This window comes from Candidatus Magnetominusculus dajiuhuensis (assembly GCF_046044395.1).
In the GTDB taxonomy this organism is placed as follows: Bacteria; Nitrospirota; Thermodesulfovibrionia; order Thermodesulfovibrionales; family Magnetobacteriaceae; genus Magnetominusculus; species Magnetominusculus dajiuhuensis.
The window spans coordinates 1-21,178 of record NZ_JBJUSG010000033.1 but is presented as its reverse complement, the minus strand read 5'-3'; the positions used below and the strand labels follow the sequence as shown (position 1 = coordinate 21,178).

The 21,178-nt window shown below is 47.1% G+C and carries 17 protein-coding genes; 12 read left to right on the top strand and 5 right to left on the bottom strand.

The window, feature by feature from the left end; genetic code table 11:
* Position 1: 1 nt before the first annotated feature.
* Genes AB7D94_RS06455 through pyrR form a run of 5 tightly spaced genes read right to left on the bottom strand, consistent with a single transcriptional unit; the run spans position 2 to position 4,326 of the window.
* Positions 2-337 carry a Rieske (2Fe-2S) protein gene (locus AB7D94_RS06455; protein WP_420264918.1) on the bottom strand — a complete coding sequence of 112 codons (336 nt, stop codon included), beginning with the start codon at positions 335-337 and terminating at the stop codon, positions 2-4.
* Positions 327-1,478, bottom strand: a complete 1,152-nt coding sequence (carA, locus tag AB7D94_RS06450; RefSeq protein WP_420264917.1) for a glutamine-hydrolyzing carbamoyl-phosphate synthase small subunit — start codon at positions 1,476-1,478, stop codon at positions 327-329. Before carA ends, AB7D94_RS06455 begins: the two co-directional genes overlap by 11 nt.
* On the bottom strand, positions 1,475-2,797 hold the full coding sequence (locus AB7D94_RS06445; RefSeq protein WP_420264916.1) for a dihydroorotase: 1,323 nt from the start codon (positions 2,795-2,797) through the stop codon (positions 1,475-1,477). Before AB7D94_RS06445 ends, carA begins: the two co-directional genes overlap by 4 nt.
* A 41-nt stretch (positions 2,798-2,838) precedes the next feature.
* Positions 2,839-3,759, bottom strand: coding sequence for an aspartate carbamoyltransferase catalytic subunit (locus AB7D94_RS06440; protein ID WP_420264915.1), 921 nt, complete (start codon positions 3,757-3,759; stop codon positions 2,839-2,841).
* A gap of 21 nt (positions 3,760-3,780) precedes the next feature.
* Complete coding sequence (gene pyrR, locus AB7D94_RS06435; protein ID WP_420264914.1) at positions 3,781-4,326, bottom strand: bifunctional pyr operon transcriptional regulator/uracil phosphoribosyltransferase PyrR; 546 nt, start codon at positions 4,324-4,326, stop codon at positions 3,781-3,783.
* 279 nt (positions 4,327-4,605) lie between these two features.
* On the opposite strand from pyrR, the gene AB7D94_RS06430 reads away from it, so the two are divergent.
* The 12 genes from AB7D94_RS06430 (at position 4,606) to AB7D94_RS06375 (ending at position 21,133) form a co-directional block, all read left to right on the top strand.
* Positions 4,606-4,794, top strand: a complete 189-nt coding sequence (locus AB7D94_RS06430) for an FmdB family zinc ribbon protein (RefSeq protein ID WP_420264913.1) — start codon at positions 4,606-4,608, stop codon at positions 4,792-4,794.
* Positions 4,795-4,978: 184 nt separating this feature from the next.
* The gene (locus AB7D94_RS06425) at positions 4,979-6,535 is read left to right on the top strand and encodes a response regulator (protein ID WP_420264912.1); all 1,557 of its coding nucleotides are present in this window, start codon (positions 4,979-4,981) and stop codon (positions 6,533-6,535) included.
* A gap of 31 nt (positions 6,536-6,566) precedes the next feature.
* A complete protein-coding gene (locus tag AB7D94_RS06420; RefSeq protein ID WP_420264911.1) occupies positions 6,567-9,419 on the top strand; it encodes a valine--tRNA ligase in 2,853 nt (950 codons plus the stop codon).
* Complete coding sequence (gene nadC, locus AB7D94_RS06415; RefSeq protein WP_420264910.1) at positions 9,416-10,270, top strand: carboxylating nicotinate-nucleotide diphosphorylase; 855 nt, start codon at positions 9,416-9,418, stop codon at positions 10,268-10,270. Before AB7D94_RS06420 ends, nadC begins: the two co-directional genes overlap by 4 nt.
* Before the next feature lie 511 nt (positions 10,271-10,781).
* The gene (locus AB7D94_RS06410; RefSeq protein WP_420264909.1) at positions 10,782-13,061 is read left to right on the top strand and encodes a PAS domain S-box protein; all 2,280 of its coding nucleotides are present in this window, start codon (positions 10,782-10,784) and stop codon (positions 13,059-13,061) included.
* Complete coding sequence (locus AB7D94_RS06405) at positions 13,058-14,122, top strand: response regulator (RefSeq protein ID WP_420264908.1); 1,065 nt, start codon at positions 13,058-13,060, stop codon at positions 14,120-14,122. Before AB7D94_RS06410 ends, AB7D94_RS06405 begins: the two co-directional genes overlap by 4 nt.
* A gap of 27 nt (positions 14,123-14,149) precedes the next feature.
* Positions 14,150-15,205 (top strand): sensor histidine kinase, encoded by a 1,056-nt coding sequence (locus tag AB7D94_RS06400; protein ID WP_420264907.1) that lies wholly within the window; start codon positions 14,150-14,152, stop codon positions 15,203-15,205.
* Between the two features lie 511 nt (positions 15,206-15,716).
* Positions 15,717-16,730: a hypothetical protein gene (locus AB7D94_RS06395; protein ID WP_420264906.1), complete on the top strand. Its 1,014-nt coding sequence runs from the start codon at positions 15,717-15,719 to the stop codon at positions 16,728-16,730.
* A 35-nt stretch (positions 16,731-16,765) separates the two neighbouring features.
* Entirely contained in the window at positions 16,766-17,452 is a 687-nt protein-coding gene (locus AB7D94_RS06390; protein ID WP_420264905.1) for a methylamine utilization protein, read from the top strand.
* Positions 17,453-17,554: 102 nt separating this feature from the next.
* Positions 17,555-19,195: an adenylate/guanylate cyclase domain-containing protein gene (locus tag AB7D94_RS06385; RefSeq protein WP_420264904.1), complete on the top strand. Its 1,641-nt coding sequence runs from the start codon at positions 17,555-17,557 to the stop codon at positions 19,193-19,195.
* Between the two features lie 186 nt (positions 19,196-19,381).
* Positions 19,382-20,767 carry a B12-binding domain-containing radical SAM protein gene (locus AB7D94_RS06380; RefSeq protein ID WP_420264903.1) on the top strand — a complete coding sequence of 462 codons (1,386 nt, stop codon included), beginning with the start codon at positions 19,382-19,384 and terminating at the stop codon, positions 20,765-20,767.
* 108 nt (positions 20,768-20,875) lie between these two features.
* Entirely contained in the window at positions 20,876-21,133 is a 258-nt protein-coding gene (locus AB7D94_RS06375; RefSeq protein ID WP_420264902.1) for a helix-turn-helix domain-containing protein, read from the top strand.
* The last annotated feature ends 45 nt before the right edge of the window (positions 21,134-21,178 follow it).

The following is a 21,178-nucleotide window of genomic DNA, read 5'->3' as shown; positions in this document are numbered from 1 at the left end:
ATTAAGAGATTTCCAGGTAATCGCCGTCCACGCGCACTTCATATCTTTTGAGGTCCTTTGCCCATCCAAAAAACCCTGATAATCTCGCAAGGTCTCTTGACATACTTTTAACCCATGACAACATCACGCCTGTTTTCACGTCAAATGACGAGCCGTGACATGGACACGTCACAATGCCGCCATTAAGCGCGCCCTTCTGAAGGTGGCACCTCATGTGCGGGCATACGCCGCCCACGGCATAAAACCTGCCGTCTATGTTTGCTAATAATACCGGCTTGCCATCTTTTGTGACTTCTACCATCGAACCCTCTTCAATGCCGCTTTTGTTAATTCTCATATTGGCCTCCTGTTATTATAGCCTTAAATCTCCTGAATAAATAATTGGAATCGTTTGGCCCTGGGGCAGCCTCCGGATGATACTGCACCGAAAATATGGGCAGCTCCACGTGCCTGATTCCCTCGGGCGTGCCGTCGTACAAATTCGTGTGCGTGAGGACAACCTGTCCTTTTAAGGATTCAATATCCACACAGTAGTTGTGGTTCTGCGAGGTTATCTCCACCTTGCCCGTTGCTATATCCTTAACTGGATGGTTGCCGCCGTGATGGCCGAATTTTAACTTGTATGTCCGCCCGTTAAGCGCTAATCCGAGGATTTGATGCCCCAGACAAATGCCGAAGATGGGTTTTTTGCCGATTAGTTCCCGTACGTTTTGAATCCCATAGGAGACCGCATCAGGGTCGCCAGGCCCGTTGCTTAGTAATATCCCGTCAGGGTTCATTTCAAGCACCTCTGCGCTGCTGGTTGCCGCAGGCACAACCATTACATCAAATCCTTCCGAGGCAAGATTCCTAAGTATATTGCGCTTAACCCCAAAATCATAGACCACCACCTTCAACTGTCCCTGATGAATGGGCATCACGTTTGAGCCGCTGTCCTCATAACCCCAGGCCTTCTCACTGGCAGGCCACTTATATGGCCGCTCTGTCGTAACTTCCTTCACTAAATCAATCCCGCCGATTCCCTGATGTTCCCTGATTCTCTCAAACAGCGCCGCCGGTGTATAGCGGCCATCCGTAGAGATTATCCCCATCATAGACCCGGCGTCCCTCAGGCACGACGTAAGGGCACGCGTGTCTATGCCCTGAATTCCAACAACGCCGTGTTTATTAAGATAGCTACCAAGCGCCCCATCAGCCCGCCAATTGCTTGGATAATCCAGATACTCCTTCACTATAAAACCCTCGGCCTTTGGTCCGCCTTTTGATTCGATATCCTCCGCGTTGACCCCATAATTTCCAATCTGCGTATATGTCATCGCCACTATCTGCCCCTTGTACGAGGAATCAGTCAATATCTCCTGATAACCCGCCATAGCCGTGTTAAAAACCACCTCGCCTATGGCCTCTCCCCCGGCGCCAAAGGACTCCCCCTCAAATACCAAACCATTAGACAACACCAGTACAGCCTTTTTCTTCATACCCCAACCGCCGTTAAATCGTTATTATTAAAGTGATACCTCACTATGCCTTTACAGATTGTCATTACAGGCAGCCCAGTGAGCCGCCAACCATTGAATGGTGTATTTTTTCCTTTAGATACAAACTGTTCAGAGTCAACGATAAAGTCTTTGTTTAAATCTACTATAACAATATCGGCGTCGGCGCCTGCTTTCAATGTGCCCTTGTCAAGTCCTAATATATGCGACGGCCTGATAGTCATCATTTCTATTAATTGATTCAACGTCAACAGCCCCTCTTTAACCAGCGCGTAGCTCAGCGAAAAAGCCGTCTCAAGCCCCGATATTCCAAAGGCCGCCCTGTCAAATTCGCAGAGCTTGTCATCTCTGTGATGAGGGGCGTGGTCAGTGGCTATTACGTCTATGGTGCCGTCTTTAATACCTTCTCTGACGGCCTTGACATCTTTTTTGGTTCTTAACGGAGGGTTTACCTTTGCGGCGGTGTTATAGCCGTTGGCCTCTGCCTCAGTTAAGTGAAAATAATGCGGGCATGTCTCTGCCGTAACGGCAATCCCGTCTCTTTTTGCCTCTCTTATCGCCCTGACCCCACCCGCCGTTGAGCAATGGGCGATGTGCAGCCGTCCGCCTGTCAGCCTCGCAAGCTCAATATCCCTTTGTATCGCTATCACCTCAGACGCCGCGGGAATCCCCCTAAGACCAAGCGTCGTGGATAGATACCCCTCGTTCATCACGCCGCCGTTGGACAGTGATAAGTCCTCCGCGTGAGATATAACAGGCGATGAGAACACCTTTGAATACTCAAGGGCACGGCGCATCAACATCGAATCGGTTACCGGCCTTCCATCGTCAGAAAATGCTACGCAGCCGGCGTCTTTCATCATGCCCATCTCGGCAAGCTCCGCGCCTTCCTGCCTCTTCGTTATCGCCCCTATGGGAAACACGTTGCAATAACCCTCGGATATCGCCTTTTTCACTATGAACTCAGTCACTGTCTCGTTGTCGTTTACCGGCTTTGTATTGGGCATACAGCAAACACTGGTAAAGCCACCCCTGACGGCGGCGCGTGTGCCGCTTTTTATGGTCTCCTTGTACTCGAACCCCGGCTCCCTTAAGTGCGTGTGCATGTCAACAAGCCCGGGGAAGACGTAAAGGCCGGAGGCGTCAATTACCTTCGTCGTTTCCGTGGTGGTTTCCGTGGTGGTCGCACCGGCGGCATCTTCTATTTTTATTATCACGCCGCCCTCAACACAGATGTTGCCAATAAAATCCATCCCCTGCGAAGGGTCAACGATATGGCCATTTTTAATAATTAAATCCATACGTTATTCCTCATACCTCAAGTGTCTGTTTGCTTTATCAGTCAATTTCTTGGCCTCGCGCTGTCCAATAGATAAAGAACCGCCATCCTGACGGCAAGGCCATTGGTTACCTGTGCGTTGATTACGGAGTGGCTGCTGTCGGCAACCTCGGAGGCTATCTCCACGCCGCGATTCATTGGGCCTGGGTGCATGACAATTACATCGGGGCTGGCCTTGTCAAGCCTCTTGCGTGTCAGCCCCCAGAATTTAAAATACTCGTCGGTTGAAGAGAAAAAACCACCCGTCTGCCTCTCCCGTTGTATCCTCAGCGTCATGATTACATCAACTCCGGTTATCCCCTCCCCGATGTCATGGTAAATGTCTGCCACGTCGTTTTCAATGCCGGGGGGGATTAAGGTATGCGGCGCGATTAATCTTATAACCGCCCCAAGTTTTTTCAGGCAGTAGATATTGGATTTTGCCACCCTGCTGTGCGATATGTCCCCTACGATTGCTATTTTCAGGCCGGCGATAGCGCCCTTTTTCTCTTTGATTGTGAAGGCGTCAAGCAGGGCCTGCGTGGGATGTTCATTGATGCCGTCTCCGGCATTGATTACAGAGGCCTTTGAAATCTTTGAGATAAAATGCGGCACTCCTGAAAACTGGTGTCTGATGATTATAAAATCTATTCCATAGGACTCAATAGTCTTAATCGTATCGTAAAGGGTCTCTCCCTTGGCCACAGAACTTGTCGGCACGACGAAGTTGACAACATCGGTGCTGAGCCTTTTTTCGGCCAGCTCAAATGATGTCTTTGTTCTGGTAGAAGGCTCAAAAAACAGATTCACCGCCGTCTTGCCCCTTAGAGTAGGGACTTTCTTAATATCCCTCGACAGGACATCCTTAAACGACGAGGCGGTGTCAAGTATCAGCTCAATGTCGGCGGTGGCGGCGCTTTTAATATCTAACAGGTCTTTTTCCATGAATCCCTAAAACAAAAAATATCAGTCATTGCCGTCCTTTCTAACGACGAGCACCTTGTCCTGCTCGGCATCTTCTTTAAGTAATACTTTAATATTTTCCGACCGTGACGTTGGAATATTTTTCCCTACATAGTCGGCCCGAATGGGAAGTTCCCTGTGTCCCCTATCAATAAGCACGGCCAGTTGTATCTGCGCCGGCCGGCCAAAGTCGTTCAGGGCATCCATAGCTGCCCTTATAGTCCTGCCGGTGTAAAGGACATCATCTACGAGGATTATCTTCTTATCGTTAATATCAATTGGCATCTCGGTCTTTCTGACGATGGGATGATTTTTTCTCAGGTTCAGGTCGTCCCTGTAAAAGGATATATCAAGAGAGGCAACGGTAATCAGTACCCCTTCTATGAGCTGTATTATCTGCGACAAACGCCTTGCGATATACACCCCGGCGCGGTGAATTCCCACTATACAGACATCCTCACAACCCTCGTTTCTCTCTATTATTTCGTGTGCCATGCGGGAGAGCATTCGGGCGATGTCAGTTTCATTGAGGAGTTCTCGTCCTATCATATATCAATTCCTCTGGCGACGAACAGTTTCTCTGAGCAACCTACAGTTTCTTTGGGCGGCCTACAGTTTCTTTTAGCGGCGGACAGCTTCATATTGTCTCCTTACAGCCTCACGGGACTGCCATTAAAGGTTGTCTATTTAAGCATAAATAAAAAATGTTTGTCAAATTTTCTGGCATACCCGAATATATAAAATTTTTCATGGCATATATTAAATTGAGACATGATTATGTTAGTATATGCGACATTGAAAAAATTGGAGCGTAAGGAGAGCTAAACTATGCCGACATATGAATACGCGTGCATGGACTGTAAGAGGCAGTTTGAGCTGTGGCAGAAGATGGGTGCCGTCGCTGCCGACTGCCCGTGGTGCAGCTCATCAAACACAACGAAGCTGATGTCCCTGTGTAGCAGTTCATCAAGAGGCGACGGGGCGTCCGCCGGTTCTGGCCATTTTGGTGGCACGTGAGGAGTTTCGTCTTGTTGAACCGTGGGTTCAGACAGCGTGGGTTCAAACAATTTAACAACATTGAGAGTGTGTTTATCACTGGTGCTGTATATTTTTATGAGAGCTAAGAGTGCCTAAGCGGGGTAAGAGTGCCTAAGCGAGGTAATAATGCCTGAGGGGGGTAAAATGCTTATGCGAGGTGGATATGCCTAAGAGACTGTTATTAGCGGACGACAGCATCACGATTCAAAAAGTGGTGGAGTTGATACTATCGGAAGAGGACTACCAGATCATCTCTGTCAACGATGGCCAGGAGGCGCTGGACAAGGTAGCTAAATTCAATCCCTCCATAGTGCTTGCCGATATAGAGATGCCGAAAGTAAACGGGTACGCCCTCTGTAAACAGATTAAATCAAACGAAAAGACTAAACATATTCCGGTCATACTCCTCGTGGGGGCGTTTGAACCGTTAAATGAACAGAGCTTCAAGGACTGCGGTGCCTCGGATTATTTGATTAAGCCATTTGAGTCTCAGGAATTTTTAAATAAAATCAACGCTGTATCAGGCCATTCCTCATCAGAGGCTGAAGTTACCACTTTCGATGAACCCGGAAAGGACGATGAGCCGCTGGAGTTGGGCGAGTCATTGATGGGAGACGACGACATAGAGGAACTTATAGGAAAGAACGCCATTGATGATACGGGGGTATTTGAAGAGGGCCAGGCCGCCCAGGAGGACAGCGGCGACTTTCAGAATTTCACTGACAGCGATTTAACCACAAGGGAACTCAAGGATGTGCTTGACAGCCTGTCCGGAGAGGGCGGTGAAAAAGCCATCACCGCAACCAAAGAGCCACCGGTTAAGGAACCATCGGTTATGAATGATGACGACATAGAGGCATTGCTTGCAGGGACGATGTCTGAGGAGCCTTCAGATATTGACAATAGCACCGCGCAGAAGACCGTAGTTATAGCGGAAGAGCTGCCCATTGAGGCGATGATAGTCAAAGCGGCGGAGGCAAAGGCACAGCCGGCTGAGGGCTGGAGTGAGCAGACTCAGGACTATGAAACCTCCTTTGCCAGTGAGGATATTTTATCGGGCTTATCGAAGCCCCCTGAAAAAGAGACAAAAAAGAAAGAGGAAAGGCCTCAGCCGCCCCCTCCTCAGGTGCCTCGCGCCCCCGAACCCGCAATCGCGCAGGTGAAGACACCTCAGTTTGCACAACCCGAGCAACCATATGTTATGGCGCCTCCGGCTGCAGAACCCTCTGGCGGGCTGTCTGCTTTGTCTTCACACACAGGAAACATACTGCTGACAACCGCTGATGTATCCTTTATTTTGCAGAGGAGTCTTGAGCAAAAGGTTACGCAGATTATTGATGAAGGCACTATTTTGTCTATTTTCACGGAATCGGTCAACGACTACATTAAGAATACTTTTAATGACGTGTCCATAGGCCTGAATGATATGGTCTCGGACTCAATAAACAAGAAGATTAGTGAAGTAATCGGGACAATAAACCTTGAGGCCATAGTCAATCAGGTTATTTCCTCAACGATAAAAGGGATATTGGCAACACTTCCCGCCGAGATATTCAAGATGACACGGGAGATAACCGAAAAGGTCATAACCGGCGTACTGCAGGATAACATTCCGGCAATAAAGCGGGATGTCGAAAAGGTCATATGGGAGGCCGTTCCGGGTGTAGCCGAGCGTCTTATTAATCACGAGATAGAGCAAATAAAATCGGAGTTTATGTAGGCGGTTTGGACATATACGGTTTGGACATATAATGAACAGCCCGGTTAAAGAGATAGCAAAGTCCTATGAGCCAAAGGATGTTGAGCAAAAGTGGTATTCCTTCTGGATGGAAAACGGCTTTTTTCAGCCCTTGGGCGATGGCTCAGAGACTTTCTCCATAGTCATCCCTCCGCCAAACGTTACCGGGGCGCTGCACATGGGACATGCCCTCAACGTTACCTTGCAGGATGTCCTGTCGCGATGGAAGCGGATGAAAGGGTACCGGGTGTTGTGGGTACCAGGGACAGACCACGCGGGGATTGCCACGCAAAATGTCGTAGAAAAGCAGCTTGCCACAGAAGGCCTAAACCGTGAAACATTGGGAAGGGCTGCCTTTATTGAAAGGGTCTGGCAGTGGAAGGCTCTAAACGGCGGGCAAATCATCCACCAGTTGAAAAAACTCGGCGCCTCGTGCGATTGGTCGCGTGAGAGATTCACTCTGGATGAGGGGCTTTCAAGGGCGGTTGTCGAGGTATTTGTGTCCTTGTTTGAGGATGGCCTTATATATCGCTCAACGAGATTGATAAACTGGTGTCCGAGGTGTTGTACAGCGCTTTCTGACCTTGAGGTTGATCATGAAGACTCTGATGGCAGATTGACGCATATTCGTTATCCCCTCCTTGATGAGCATGATTATATAATCGTAGCCACAACACGCCCGGAGACGATGCTTGGAGACACCGCTGTGGCCGTTAATCCAGAGGACGAAAGATATAAGGGCCACATTGGAAAACTATTGAGGCTGCCGCTTGCGGGAAGGACAATCCCGATAATTGCCGATAAGGAAGTTGACCCCGCCTTTGGCACCGGCGCGGTAAAAGTGACCCCGGCACACGATTTTAACGACGAGGCCATAGCAAAACGCCAGTCACCCCATCTTCCATTCATTGCGGTAATCGGGCAGGACGGCAGGATGACGGCTAACGCGGGAGACAAATATGCGGGCCTTGACCGTTATGAATGCAGAAAGGCAGTTGTTGAGGAACTAAAAGAAAAGGGGCTGATTGCAAAAGAGGACAAACACACACACCCGGTAGCCCATTGCTACAGGTGCAGAACCACAATCGAACCCCTGCCAACCGCCCAGTGGTATGTTGATGTGGAGACCATGGCAAAGGACGCCATAGAATTAGTCAAAGGCGGCAAGATTAATATTATTCCCGATGGCTGGAAAAACAGCTATTTCGCATGGATGGAAAACATAAGAGACTGGTGCATCTCCCGCCAGATTTGGTGGGGACACAGGATACCCATTTGGTACTGCGCCGATTGCGCCACAGATTCCGGAGTTTCACAGGGGCAGTACATCCATATTGTATTATTAAAGGAGATAAACGGCGTCACTGAGGGCACATACGAGGCGCTCAGGGCCGCCGGGTGCGACCACGCCGATGTTATCGCTAACGCCAGGACAATAACAATAGGCATACAGGTAAGGCCGTTGTCAAGCCACAGCGATGTAACTAAATGTCCGCAGTGCGGCAGCGCAAACATCGTCAGAGACCCCGACGTGTTAGACACATGGTTTTCGTCGGCACTGTGGCCATTCAGCACGCTTGGATGGCCTGATAAAACTGATGAGCTGAAGGCGTTTTATCCAACGAGCGTACTGGTTACCGGATTTGATATATTGTTTTTCTGGGTGGCGAGGATGATAATGATGGGGCAGAAGTTTATGAAGGATGTCCCGTTCAGAGACGTTTATATTCACGCCCTCGTCAGAGATGAGCAGGGCCAGAAGATGAGCAAATCAAAGGGCAATGTGGTTGACCCGCTTTCGATTATAGACAAGTATGGTACGGATTCTTTCAGATTTTCACTTGCCGCCTTTGCCGCCCAGGGAAGGGATATAAAGTTTGCTGAGGAGCGTGTGGAAGGCTACCGCCACTTTGCCAATAAGCTCTGGAACGCGGCGAGGTTCATAAAACTTAACATTGATAAGATCATGCCGGAGGGGATTGGGACGATAGAGTCAATTAGCAAGGCAATACAGGCGCTCGACGTGAAGTCTCTCACGCTTCCAGACAGATGGATGCTTGTAAGGCTTCTGCAGACCGCTGAGGAAATAAATAAGGCACTTGACGGTTACAGGTTTAACGACGCCTCAAGCGCTCTCTATCAATTCATTTGGCACGAACTCTGCGACTGGTACATAGAGCTGGTGAAGACCTCCTTTGTGAGAAATTACCCCAACGCCGCTCTGACCTTAAAATGTCTTATCTATGTGTTTGACAATTCCCTGAGGCTCCTTCATCCCTTTATGCCATTCATTACAGAGGAGCTGTGGAACTCTTTTCCTCAAAATGGACAGACCATCTCCCTCGCCCCCTACCCTGACGCCGGTAATCTGCACATAGCGCCAGATACTGACGCGTGTGATAAGATGTCGTCGGTGATAGACGCCATAAGCGGGATAAGAAATATTCGCGGCGAATTTAATATCGCCCCATCGAAAAAACTACATGTCGCAATTAAGACAACCGGTGAGACCCTCCGCGACAATGCCGACTTTATCTTTGATGTTGCAAGGCTGGAGACACTTGAAATAGCCGGCGATATAGAGAAAAAACCAGCCACCATGACCTCAGTCAAGGCCGGTATGGAGATTTACGTATCATTGAGCGGCCTTTTTGACGTTAAGGCCGAACTTCAGCGACTCGGCAAGGAGTTAAAGAAACTCAATACCGCCATAATGGACATTGAGGTGAAGCTATCAAACATGGACTATATGGACCGCGCGCCAAAGGCGGTTATCGAAAAAGACAAACTGAAATATTCTGAACTGATAGAAAAAAGAGACCGTATCCAAAACAACATAGATAAGATAAAAAAACTGGATAGATGATATCTTCTCTGGCGACAATTCCACCCGCCGTGCTGGATTCGATAAGGAATGCCCTTATTGAGGACATCGGCCACGGCGACATAACCACCGCGCTGACAATAGAGCCATCCTCACGCTGCGAGGCCGTCCTGACGGCTAAGGAAGACATGGTCGTTGCAGGGCTTCTATTTTTTGAGGCCGTGTTTTATATCGTTGACCACGGCGTAGAGGTAACGGCGCTGACAGATGACGGACAGTTTATAAGTAAAGGCACCCAAATCGCGACGTTACACGGCGGCACAAGGTCAATACTGACGGCAGAGCGCGTTGCGCTTAACATCATGCAACGGCTTTGCGGGGTTGCCACCCTGACGCGGCAATTCGTAGAGGCAATCGCTGGCCTGCCAGTGAAAATTGTAGATACAAGAAAGACCACGCCCAACATGAGACACATGGAGAAGTACGCGGTAAGGGCAGGCGGAGGACACAACCACCGGTTTGGATTGTACGATGGGATTCTTATAAAAGACAATCATATAGTAGCCGCAGGCGGCATAATAAACGCGGTAGAAAAAGTTAATAACGCCCCGCTGCTGACAAAGATTGAGGTCGAGGTAAAAGACCTTGGTGAGCTCAAAGAGGCACTCACTACAAAGGCGGACGTCATAATGCTCGACAACATGGACACGGCAACGATGAGGCTGGCGGCAGGCATAGCACGCGAAATGCGAAAAGGCGTACTGCTTGAGGCATCAGGGAATGTGACGCTTCAAAACGTCCGGGAGATAGCCGAAACCGGCGTAGATATAATCTCAACCGGCTACATAACCCACTCAGCAAAGGCAGCCGACATCAGTCTTAAAATCGTATGACAATTGTTTATTTTATTCTACCGCTCAATCTGTAACTTATATCTCACTCCACGACAATTCTATCTGGACTTTCACACCAAGTAATAATGGTTTACCATTACTCCCTCATTATAGCACCCGTCATTCCGGCTTGTCCGGAATCTGTCTCTTCTCATTCTCACGACAAATACGATTCCGGACAAGCCGGAATGACGGCAAGGCAAGCCGCGTAGAGACATTTTTTTGTCGTGGATACATTTTTTGCCGTGAAGTGAGATTTTTTTATTTTACCGCTCAATCTGTAACTGATATGTAATCCCTGTTGTGATAATATATACGTATCGTAATTTTTTTTTATGAGGTGGTTCAAACAACAGACTAAACTTTTATGCTACCATGGTTGTATAACGCGCACTGTATATTTATTTTATGAGGCTGTTCACAGGGGGTTGAAAAAGTGAAGTGTGATATTGTACAATGCAGGACATCAACAGTCCCGATTTGAGAGAAAAACTCTCAACGAGGAGGGAGAATGACAGAGGCGAGAAGGGCGGTAAATCATTTGCGGTACTTTATTACTGTGGCCCTTGTTGCCGGTGGCATGGGGTTGCGGGCATGGCCGCTAGAGGTATTGGGCACACGCCTCACTTGGGTAACTTTTTCTCCTGCGGTGGCGCTGTCTGCTCTGATTGGGGGGCTTTATACAGGCATACTCGCAACGGTACTTTCTATCCTTGCGGTTGTTTTTTGGAGTCCAACCGGCGAACCCTTTATCAGAGACACGGGCGATTGGATGGGTGTGATTGTCTTTGCCACAAACGGTATAATTATTTCAGTTATGGCCGAGGTGATGCGTAAATCCCGGCAAAAGGCTCTATCGGCGCTAAAGCGGCAGGAGCAGGTCGAAGCAGAGCTGAAACGTGAAAACCAGTTTGGCAGTCTAATAATGGAAAACGTAACCGATGGTTTGGCTGTCAGTTATGTAATGGAGCATGACCCTTTTATGATTTTTACCGTGTGGAATCGCCAAATGACCGGGATAACAGGTTATACCATGGGAGAGATAAACCGTATTGGCTGGTATAATGGCCTGTTTCCACATCCACAGCAGCAACAACGTATTCGCCAGCGCATGGATGGCGTGAGAGTCGGCCACAACCTCGTTGACGAGACATGGGAAATAGCGTCTAAATATGGCGAGAAGAAACTCATTTCCATCTCGACTTCTCTCATTCAAGGTGTCGAGGGTACACTGCACATCCTTGCCCTAGTGCAGGACATAACAAAGAAAAAGAAAGCCGAGGATGATCTCATCAGAGCCTCCTCTGTAATCCAGCAAAGTCCCATCACAGTGGTTATCGCTGATACCACGGGTGCTATAGAGTATGTAAACAAAAAGTTTACCGATGTGACAGGCTATACGTTAGACGAGGTAACAGGAAAAAACCCCAGGATATTGAAATCCGGCAAGACGCCCGATGACGTGTATAAAAAGCTGTGGAGTAAAATCGCTACCGGTAAGCAATGGCAGGGGGAGTTACGCAACAAGATAAAGGATGGCACAGAGATATGGGAGAACGTCAGGGTGCTTCCCATGAGGGATTCCGACGGCAAAGTGACACACTACGTCAGACTTTCTGAAGATATAACTGATTTGAGGCGTCTTGAGTCAGAATTAAGGCAGTCGCAAAAGATGGAGGCCATTGGACAACTGGCAGGCGGCGTTGCCCACGATTTTAACAATATACTCTCGACCATAAAGAACTATGCGTACATACTGAAAACAAGCCTCAATAAAGATGAGCAACAGCTCCTGAATTTTGTAGATTGTATCCAGTCCTCAACGGATAAGGCCGCATATCTTACGCAAAGCCTTCTGGGCTTCAGCAGAAAGCTAATGGTCAACCTCCGGCCTGTAAACCTCATATCCATTGTGGGAGGCATTAGAAATCTCTTTGAAAGTTTCGTCAGGGAGGATATAAATGTTCAGTTTTTGCTGAGTAGCTCTGAAATTATGGTGTCCGCAGACAGCGTGCAGCTCGAAATGGTGCTTATCAACCTTGTCAATAACGCAATGGATGCCATGCCTAAAGGCGGAGCGTTGACTATCAAGGTGGATATTACAACGATAGACAGTCATTTTGTATCAAGACACAACTACGGTGCTGAGGGCGAGTATGCCAGAATCTGTATATCAGACACCGGACAGGGCATGGACAAGGCCACAATAGAAAGGATATTTGAGCCATTTTTTACGACCAAGGAGGTAGGCAAGGGAACAGGTTTAGGGCTTGCAACCGTCTATGGGATTGTTAAACAACACAATGGTTATATAAACGTGTACAGTGAAGTCGGCGTCGGTTCAACCTTTACGATCCTGATGCCTATGGTTGAATCAACCGAGGAGATTGGTGAAATTGTCAAACCCGCGTCAACAAGAGGCTCAGGGGAAACCATACTCCTGGCCGAAGATAACGAGGAGATGAGAAATAGTATAAGCACGATATTACAGAGGGCGGGCTACCAGGTAATAGAGGCCGTAGATGGCATAGACGCCATAGTCAAGTTTGATGACAACTCCTCTGAGATCGGCATTGTACTCTTAGACGTGGTAATGCCAAGGGCAAATGGCAAAGCGGTTTACGAGCACATAAAAGAGACCGGCAGCCCGGTCAGAATAATTTTTATGAGCGGCTACTCCTTTGAGATTATTAAGAAGCAAGACATTGCGGAGCATGTTGGAGAGTATGTACAAAAACCGGTGGACCCTGAGATTCTATTGAAAAAGATAAGGGAGGTCATTGACCAATGACAAACGCAAGACTGCTTGTTGTTGACGACGATAGAGCGCTGTTAGATTCAGTGGTTTTTATCCTGAAAAGAGAAGGATATGAGGTCTCTACCGCCAGGAGTGGCAGGGAGGCGCTTGAAAGATTAAAGGATGGCCATTATGAAACAGTGATTTCAGACATTAAGATGCCTGGCATGTCAGGCCTTGAGCTTATAGATGCAATAAGGTCAGCCGGTTTTGAAACCCAGGTGATTCTTATGACGGCCTATGCTGAGGTAAGGACAACAATTGAGGCCATAAGAAAAAATGCCTTTGACTTTATCATCAAACCCTGTGAACCTCAAGACCTGATTGTGGCTGTTGGAAAGGCGGTAAGGTTTAATCAACTGCTTAGTATTGAGAAGGACTATAAAACCAACCTTGAGGCTACGGTTGAAAAAAGGACTAAAGAACTCAGTGACGCCCTCGGGATGGTTAGTGACCTCAACGACGAACTCCTTCGACGCCTTACAACGGCTGCCGAGTGCAGGGATACCGACACCGGTTCGCACCTGATACGAATAGGTTTATATTCTAAGAGAATTTCAGAGGCATTGGGAATGTCCGGTGATTTTATTGGTGACATAATGTTTACCAGCACACTGCACGATATAGGAAAGATAGGAATATCTGATAATATACTCCTAAAGCCTGCCGCTCTCACTAAAGAGGAGTTTGAAATTATGAAGACTCACACAACCATAGGCAGCGGCATACTCAGGGACTCTCCAATTGCCAGGCTCACGATGGCTGAGATGGTCGCGCTGCGCCACCATGAAAGGTGGGATGGCACAGGCTATCCCGACGGCCTTGCCGACGAACAAATCCCCCTCCCCGCGCGAATCGTTATCATCTGCGACCAGTACGACGCCCTCATGATGCGCAGGCCATATAAGGCCCCACTTGGGCACGCCAAAACCTATGAAATAATTACAATTGGCGATGGCAGGACAATACCACAGCATTTCGACCCTGAGATACTGGAGGCATTCAAAAAAGTCGCCCCTGACTTCGAAGCAATCTTCAACTCATGCCAGGATTGAATAATATAATATGGAGGTGTCAGGCATATGATAAACGCAAAAATACTTGTCGTTGACGACGATAGAACTCTGTTAGATTCGGTGACATTTATGCTTAGCAGAGAAGGGTATGAGGTCAGAGGCGCTGCAAGCGGCATAGCGGCTCTTGAAATATTGAAGACAGATTGTTTTGATGTGGTGCTTTCCGATATCAAGATGCCTGGCATGTCAGGCCTTGGGCTTATAGCAGCCATCAAAGCAGCCGGCATCGAAACCCAGGTAATTCTTATGACGGCCTTTGTTGATGTAACGACAACCATTGAGGCCATAAGAAAGAATGCCTTTGACTTTATCATCAAACCTTACGAACCGCAAGACCTCCTGTTGGCTGTTGAAAAGGCGGTAAGGTTTAATCACCTTGTCAATATGGAGAAGAATTATAAAATCAACCTTGAGGCTACGGTTGAAGAAAGGACTAAACAGCTCAGTGAGACCTTTATGGACAAGATACTCCTTCAAAAAGAGGTTCATCACAGGGTAAGAAATAACCTTCAGATTATATCCAGCCTCTTAAGCCTTCAGTCAGAGACGATAACAGACGAAAATATGCTGGGTGTCTTAATGACCATCCAGATGCGTATCAGGTCAATGGCACTTATACATGAGCAACTGTACCAGTCAGCCGACATATCTAAGCTGGACTTTGCTCAATACATTGAGAAACTAACATCTGAGCTGCTGCAGTCTTGTAGCATATACCATATCGGCGGCGTTAATTTGGGGTTAGACATAGGCGTTAAAATGCTTGACGTAGATATAGCGGTTCCATGTGCGCTGGTAGTGTGTGAGCTTGTATCAAACTCCCTCAAATACGCGTTCTCAACCGGCGGGGATGGCCGTATATGGATTAGTCTTATTAGAAATGCAGATAATAAGCTGGAACTTATAGTCAGAGATAACGGCATCGGGCTGCCAGATGACATAGAGCTAAAAAGACGCAACTCACTGGGTATAAATCTGGTGTGCGATTTAATCAAAATACAACTCAAAGGCTCTGTAGAAATTGACAGGACAAACGGCACTACGTTTAAGATGTTGTTTTAGTCAGGGTTTAGCCATCGGAATATGCGGTATTTGCCTGTATAATGCAACAGGAGGATCAGTCAGGAGCCGCTCAATCCTGGTTTTATCTCAGGGCAATCGCATTCGGAATTGCCTCCCTTATTTTTGTCATTCCGGCTTGTCTGGAATCTGTCTCTTCACATTCTCAGGCCAAATACGATTCCAGACAAGCCGGAATGACGACAAGGCAAGCCGCGTGTATACATTTTTTCGCACCAAGTAATAATCATTTACCCTTAGTCCCTCATTATAGACTCCGTCATTCCGGCTTGTCCGGAATCTGTCCTTATGCCTCAGAATTTGCTCAATCATTATGAAACTCCCACTGAAGGGAAGATTCTGGACAAGCCGGAATGACAGAAAGGGACAAAGCCGGAATGATTGCATAGTAAGCTTCTGCTTTATTTTTCAAATGCGTTTGCCCTGGCTTCATCTTGACAAATCGTGTTTATTGTGTTATCTTCTATCTATATTCATGGGAGAGATTGTTGGTATGAATGTTATCGCTGTTTCAAGTCCGCAACAATGGGAGCCGGAGGGTTACGATAGAGCTCATGTGTTTGATTCAGGTGAATACCCGATTGACGGTGTTTTAATCAAAAATAGAAGAATGAGTGTTTATGAGATAATTAACTGCTGTGTATTGCTCTGCTTATTAATAATAATATTTCCTTCCCGGTTGTGTGCTGAATGGGCGGACTGGATAGCAGATGTCAGTCTGTCTACCGAGTACAGGAATAATATAAATTATATGTTTGCTTACGACGAGAAAAGAGGAGATTTTGTGACATCTCCCGCAATATCCCTTGGCAGATATTATCAGTTAGGGGAGTATACACGATTAAGGCTTACGGCCGATATATCCAGTGAGGTATTTGGTCTATATCATAGATTGGACAGCATCCTTGCCGGACCTTCATTTGTTTTAGTGCAAAAACTCGGCATAGGCCACGAGATTCCCTGGATTTCCCTAAAAGGCTCTGCCTCATATCTCACCGTAAGTGACAGTAACAGAGACAGCGTGATATATACAGCCGGTATTAATGCAGGAGGGTATGTCAGTGAGAGGATAGACTTGCAGGCAGGGTATCTATTTACCGCGAGAAGGGGTAAAGGCCTCAAGGCTGCTGAGGATGGTGCCTCTGGTCGCGTTTTTGATCTTAACAGCCACAGGATTTCATTGATAGCAAACTTTCTTATCGCGCCCAGTTTAGTTATCACCCCGGGTTATTCTTTCAATACCGGTGATTTCGTCTCCTCAGCCTGTAGGGATTATGTCAGCGAGATTAAAGAGTACTCAAAGGCAAACACACTTGATAATGATTATGGAGAACCCATGTGGACATATAAGATGCACGGCCACTCCCACCAGCTTACGTTTGGAGCCAGCTATGCCCTGACCGGACATTTATCGCTAAATGCTGGTTATTCATACGTTTTGGGGCAGGCCAATGGGTGGAAATACTATGAAAACATTGAAAAGTTTGCTGTTATGTATAGTTATTAAAAGAATAAAATACTATATGACAGTATGAGGATTGGATGAAAACAAATAATTATTTTATAACTTTTCCCCTGATGATAATTTGTTTTTTCTTTGTTTTAGTATCATATTGTTATGGCTCAAATCTTAAAGCTCTTGTTGTAGATGACGAAGGTAAACCTGTGGAATATGCGGTTGTAACGGCAACTCCCACTTCTGTTACTATTAAAGATGCAAAAAAGCCGTCAGATGTGATTATTGACCAGGTTGACAAAGAATTTATCGCCTATATAACGCCTGTGCAGGTGGGAACCACCGTGACATTTCCTAACAACGATAAAATACGCCATCATGTTTACTCTTTTTCTTCCGCAAAAAAATTTGAGATACCCCTGTATCCTCCCGGTGTTGATGCCAACAACAAAGTGCTTTTTGACAAACCGGGGGTGGTAGTTGTCGGCTGTAATATTCACGACTGGATGAAGGCATATATCTATGTCGTGGACACGCCATATTTTGCAAGTTCCGATTCTCAAGGAAAAAGTATTGTGAGTAATTTGCCTGCTGGCCAATATGATGTAGCCGTTTGGTATCCAGCCATGGAGCCTAAGCCACAGGGTCAAATAATGAAGATATCCGTGGTTAGCGGCAATGATAACGATGTTAAATTTGCCGTGCACCTTACACAGCAATGGCGCTCAAGGCGCTCCCCCGTCTTAGGAGGCGGAGGGGGACTTTACCGCTGATATGACTTTTTTTTTCGTCGTTTTAACTCAAGGCTTCTTTTTTTCTTTTTAACCCTCATAGGCCTTGTTCAGCTCGCTTCAATAGTTTTTATAGATACTGTTATGATAGATAGCGCCAAAACCCAGATATATGAAAACCTCTCTGTCGGAGGACGTGTGTTTTCAGAACTTATGAGCAGAAGGGCCGTGCAGCTTGCTCAAATGACCCGCCTTCTGTCCACGGATTTCGCTTTTAAAAACGCCGTTGCAACCTCCGACCACGAAACAATCATCTCAGTACTGGAAAACCTGAAAACCCGCGTAAATGCCCATATGGTGATGCTCATATCATTGGATCGCATCGTTTTGGCAAATACAATGCACCAGGAAATTGAAAAAGATACGCTGCAAGTGCCTGAGGCGTTGACTGAGGCGGAAAACCGCGGCGAGGCATCGGCAATTGTTACAATGGATGGAAAAACGTACCAGATTATTATAGTGCCTCTTCTTGCTCCCGACCCTATCGCATGGGTTTGTACCGGATTTGTAATAGATGATAATCTGCTTTTTGAGCTAAAAAAACTTATTTTAGCCCATATAAGCATTATCAATACGAACCGGACAGAGAGCCGGCCTGTCATCGCGTCAACATTACCCAAACAAGCCTCTGATGCCCTGCTTAAAGCTATTTCTAAAGTTGACATCGAAAAAGAAAAGACCATGGAGGTAAACTACGGAGGTGAAAAATACGTTACGACAATAACTACCTTGCAAAATACCCACGGTTATTCGATTATCGCGGCTCTTCAACGCTCTCTGAACGATGTCCTCAAACCATTTTACAGACTAAGAAGGGTTCTTTACGTGTTCTTTGTCCTTACACTGCTTTGTTCAATTCTTGCATCGCTACGCATAGCCCGAAGTGTTACCAGACCGGTAAGCATTCTTGTGGAGGGTGTAAGAGAAATCGCTAAAGGTATCTATAGCCATCGGGTTGAGATCAGGTACAGAGATGAGATAGGTGAGCTTGCCGAGGCCTTTAATATGATGAGTATAGGACTTGAGGAAAAAGAACTGGTGGCCGAATTGCTCGGAAAGGTCGTCTCGCCTGCTATTGCCCATGAACTACTGAAAAAGAATGTCGAACTTGGTGGTGAGGAACGAGAGGTAACCATATTGTTTTCCGATATCAGAAATTTTACGACAATAAGCGAAAACCATCCGCCTAAGCAAGTCCTGACTGTATTAAACATGTATATGACCAGCATGAGCGCTATAATAGAAAAATACGGCGGTGTTATAGATAAGTACATAGGAGATGCTATTATGGCTCTTTACGGCGCTCCTATTGCTAACCCCGACGACGCCGACAGGGCGCTTAACTCCGCAATCGAAATGATGGAGGCTCTTAACAGTGTAAACACAGAAATTGAACACATGGGCTTTGCGCCAATTGACATAGGTATTGGGATAAACACAGACATTGTGTTAGCGGGAAACATGGGATCCAAGTCCAGGCTTAACTACACTGTCATAGGGGATGGCGTAAACATAGCCTCAAGACTTGAAACACTTACGAAAAGTGAAGAGTTTAAAACAAAAATTATCGTAAGCAGCACTACCCTCAGTAAATCAAGGGGGGACTACCTGACACGTTCTTTAGGTTCTGTGGCTGTCAAGGGTAAAAGCGAGAAAATAACTATTTATGCCCTGAATGGCCTGGCTCCTGAGGAGCATCAGCGCTCAGATGAGGACACGCATTGACTCAATCCAGCCTGTAAATATATAATAAAGATGTTCGGTACAGCACGTGTGTTGGCGACAGATTGGGTTGTCAGCAGCGCATGTGAGGTTCGTACTGTTAATTAAGTTATCGCGGTAATGTATTCATTTGACGTAAGGCTCAATAGTTGAGCCTTAACTTGGAGCCAGCCACAAAGGTGAATAACCATGAAAATAGCGCTGATTAATCCGGGGACTGACCCAAAATACGCCGTCCAGGAGCCGCTGAATCTTGGGTTTCTGGCGTCGTTCCTTCAGGCTAACGGAGTTGATGTTATAATTATTGACGAGCTGGCAGGCCAGGACATCGCCCGTGAGCTGGAGCTTTATAAACCGGACATCGCAGGGCTTACCGCCACCACCCCCCTTGCCGACGACGCGTACAGGGCTGCCGGCATATGCAGGGAGATGGGTATTCTTACCGTGATGGGCGGCGTTCACGCGAGCGTAATGCCTGATGAGGCACTAAAACATGTCAATGTGGTTGTCAAAGGCGAAGGTGAGACCGCGTTGCTTGATATAATAAGAGACGACATACGCGGCGGTATAATCTCGCGCCCATACATTAAGGACATAGACTCTATCCCGCCACCCGCGCGCCACCTGCTTCAAATGGATTTTTATGTCAGGTCAAAATCCAGAACCCCCCACAGCTACCTCTATTTCGTACCAGCCGGGGCAAAGACCGCCTCCGTTCTGACCAGCCGCGGCTGCCCCTATAGCTGTATCTACTGCCATAACACATGGAGAGGTACGCCAACCAGATACAACAGCCCCGAGCGCGTCGTCTCAGAGATCGCTAACATAAAAAAAGACTACGGCGTAGAGACCATATTTTTTATTGAAGATAACCTGTTCGTCAACAAAAAGAGGCTCAGGGCTATCTGTGAACTGATGATAGAAGAAAATCTCAATGTGCTATGGGGAGGAAATTCGAGGGTTGACAACATAGACCCTGAAATCCTCGCACTGGCAAAGAAGGCGGGCTGCCGTCAAATCACCTTCGGGTTTGAAAGCGGTTCGCAGCGTGTGCTGGATATATTGAAGAAAAAGACCACCGTCCTGCAAAACAAACAGGCCATAGAGCTGTGTAATGAGGCGGGGATAATCCCCCAGGGGACATTTATTGTTGGAAGCCCGATGGAGACGCTGGAAGATGTCAGGCTTACCATGAAGTTTATCGAAGACAGCAACATAGAGAGCGCGGGCATTTGCATCGCAACCCCATACCCCGGCACTCAGCTTTGGGACTGGGCAAAGGAAAACAACCTGATGCCAGAGACATACGCGTGGCGGGACTTCGATTACCTCAACACCCCAATAAATCTATCCCCCGCGATACCCAAAAAAGAACTGATGGCCCTCATAGAAAAAGTAAACATCCTCCTTGCGATAAGACAAAAGGGCAGGGTAAATGTGCTCAGTGCCATAAAGGACATCGTTAAAGAACCTTCTAAGGTTTTTACGATATTGGAATCCCTGATAAGAAATCCGCGTCTTGCAGTAAATCTTACTAAAAGGTTTATCGCGCAGGTGTTTTCGCATCGGCCATGAACTTTTCGATAATTAGTTGTAATACCAAAATAGAAATGTCCTATTCTACCAAAGTAGAAATGTCCTAAAGATCGAGGCGTTTTGTACCATAGAAGGAAAGAGGGTACAATGGCCAAAGAGGACATGCTAATGGTAAACGCGAGGGATTTGAAGAAGTTGCATGTGATGAGAAAAGTGGAAGAAGGGAGCCTGAAGCAAAGCGAGGCGGCGGAGTTGTTACGGATAAGCGAGAGACAGATAAGGAGGATAGCAAAGAGGTTTAAGGAAGAGGGAGCGGCGGGGATACCGCATAAGCTGAGAGGGGTGGAATCAGTGAGGAGCTATTCGGCTGAGCTAAAGGCGCGAGTAAAGGTAATATATCAGTAAGCGTCTAAATAACTACACCCGTTGATTTCCCTGCGAGGGCATCCC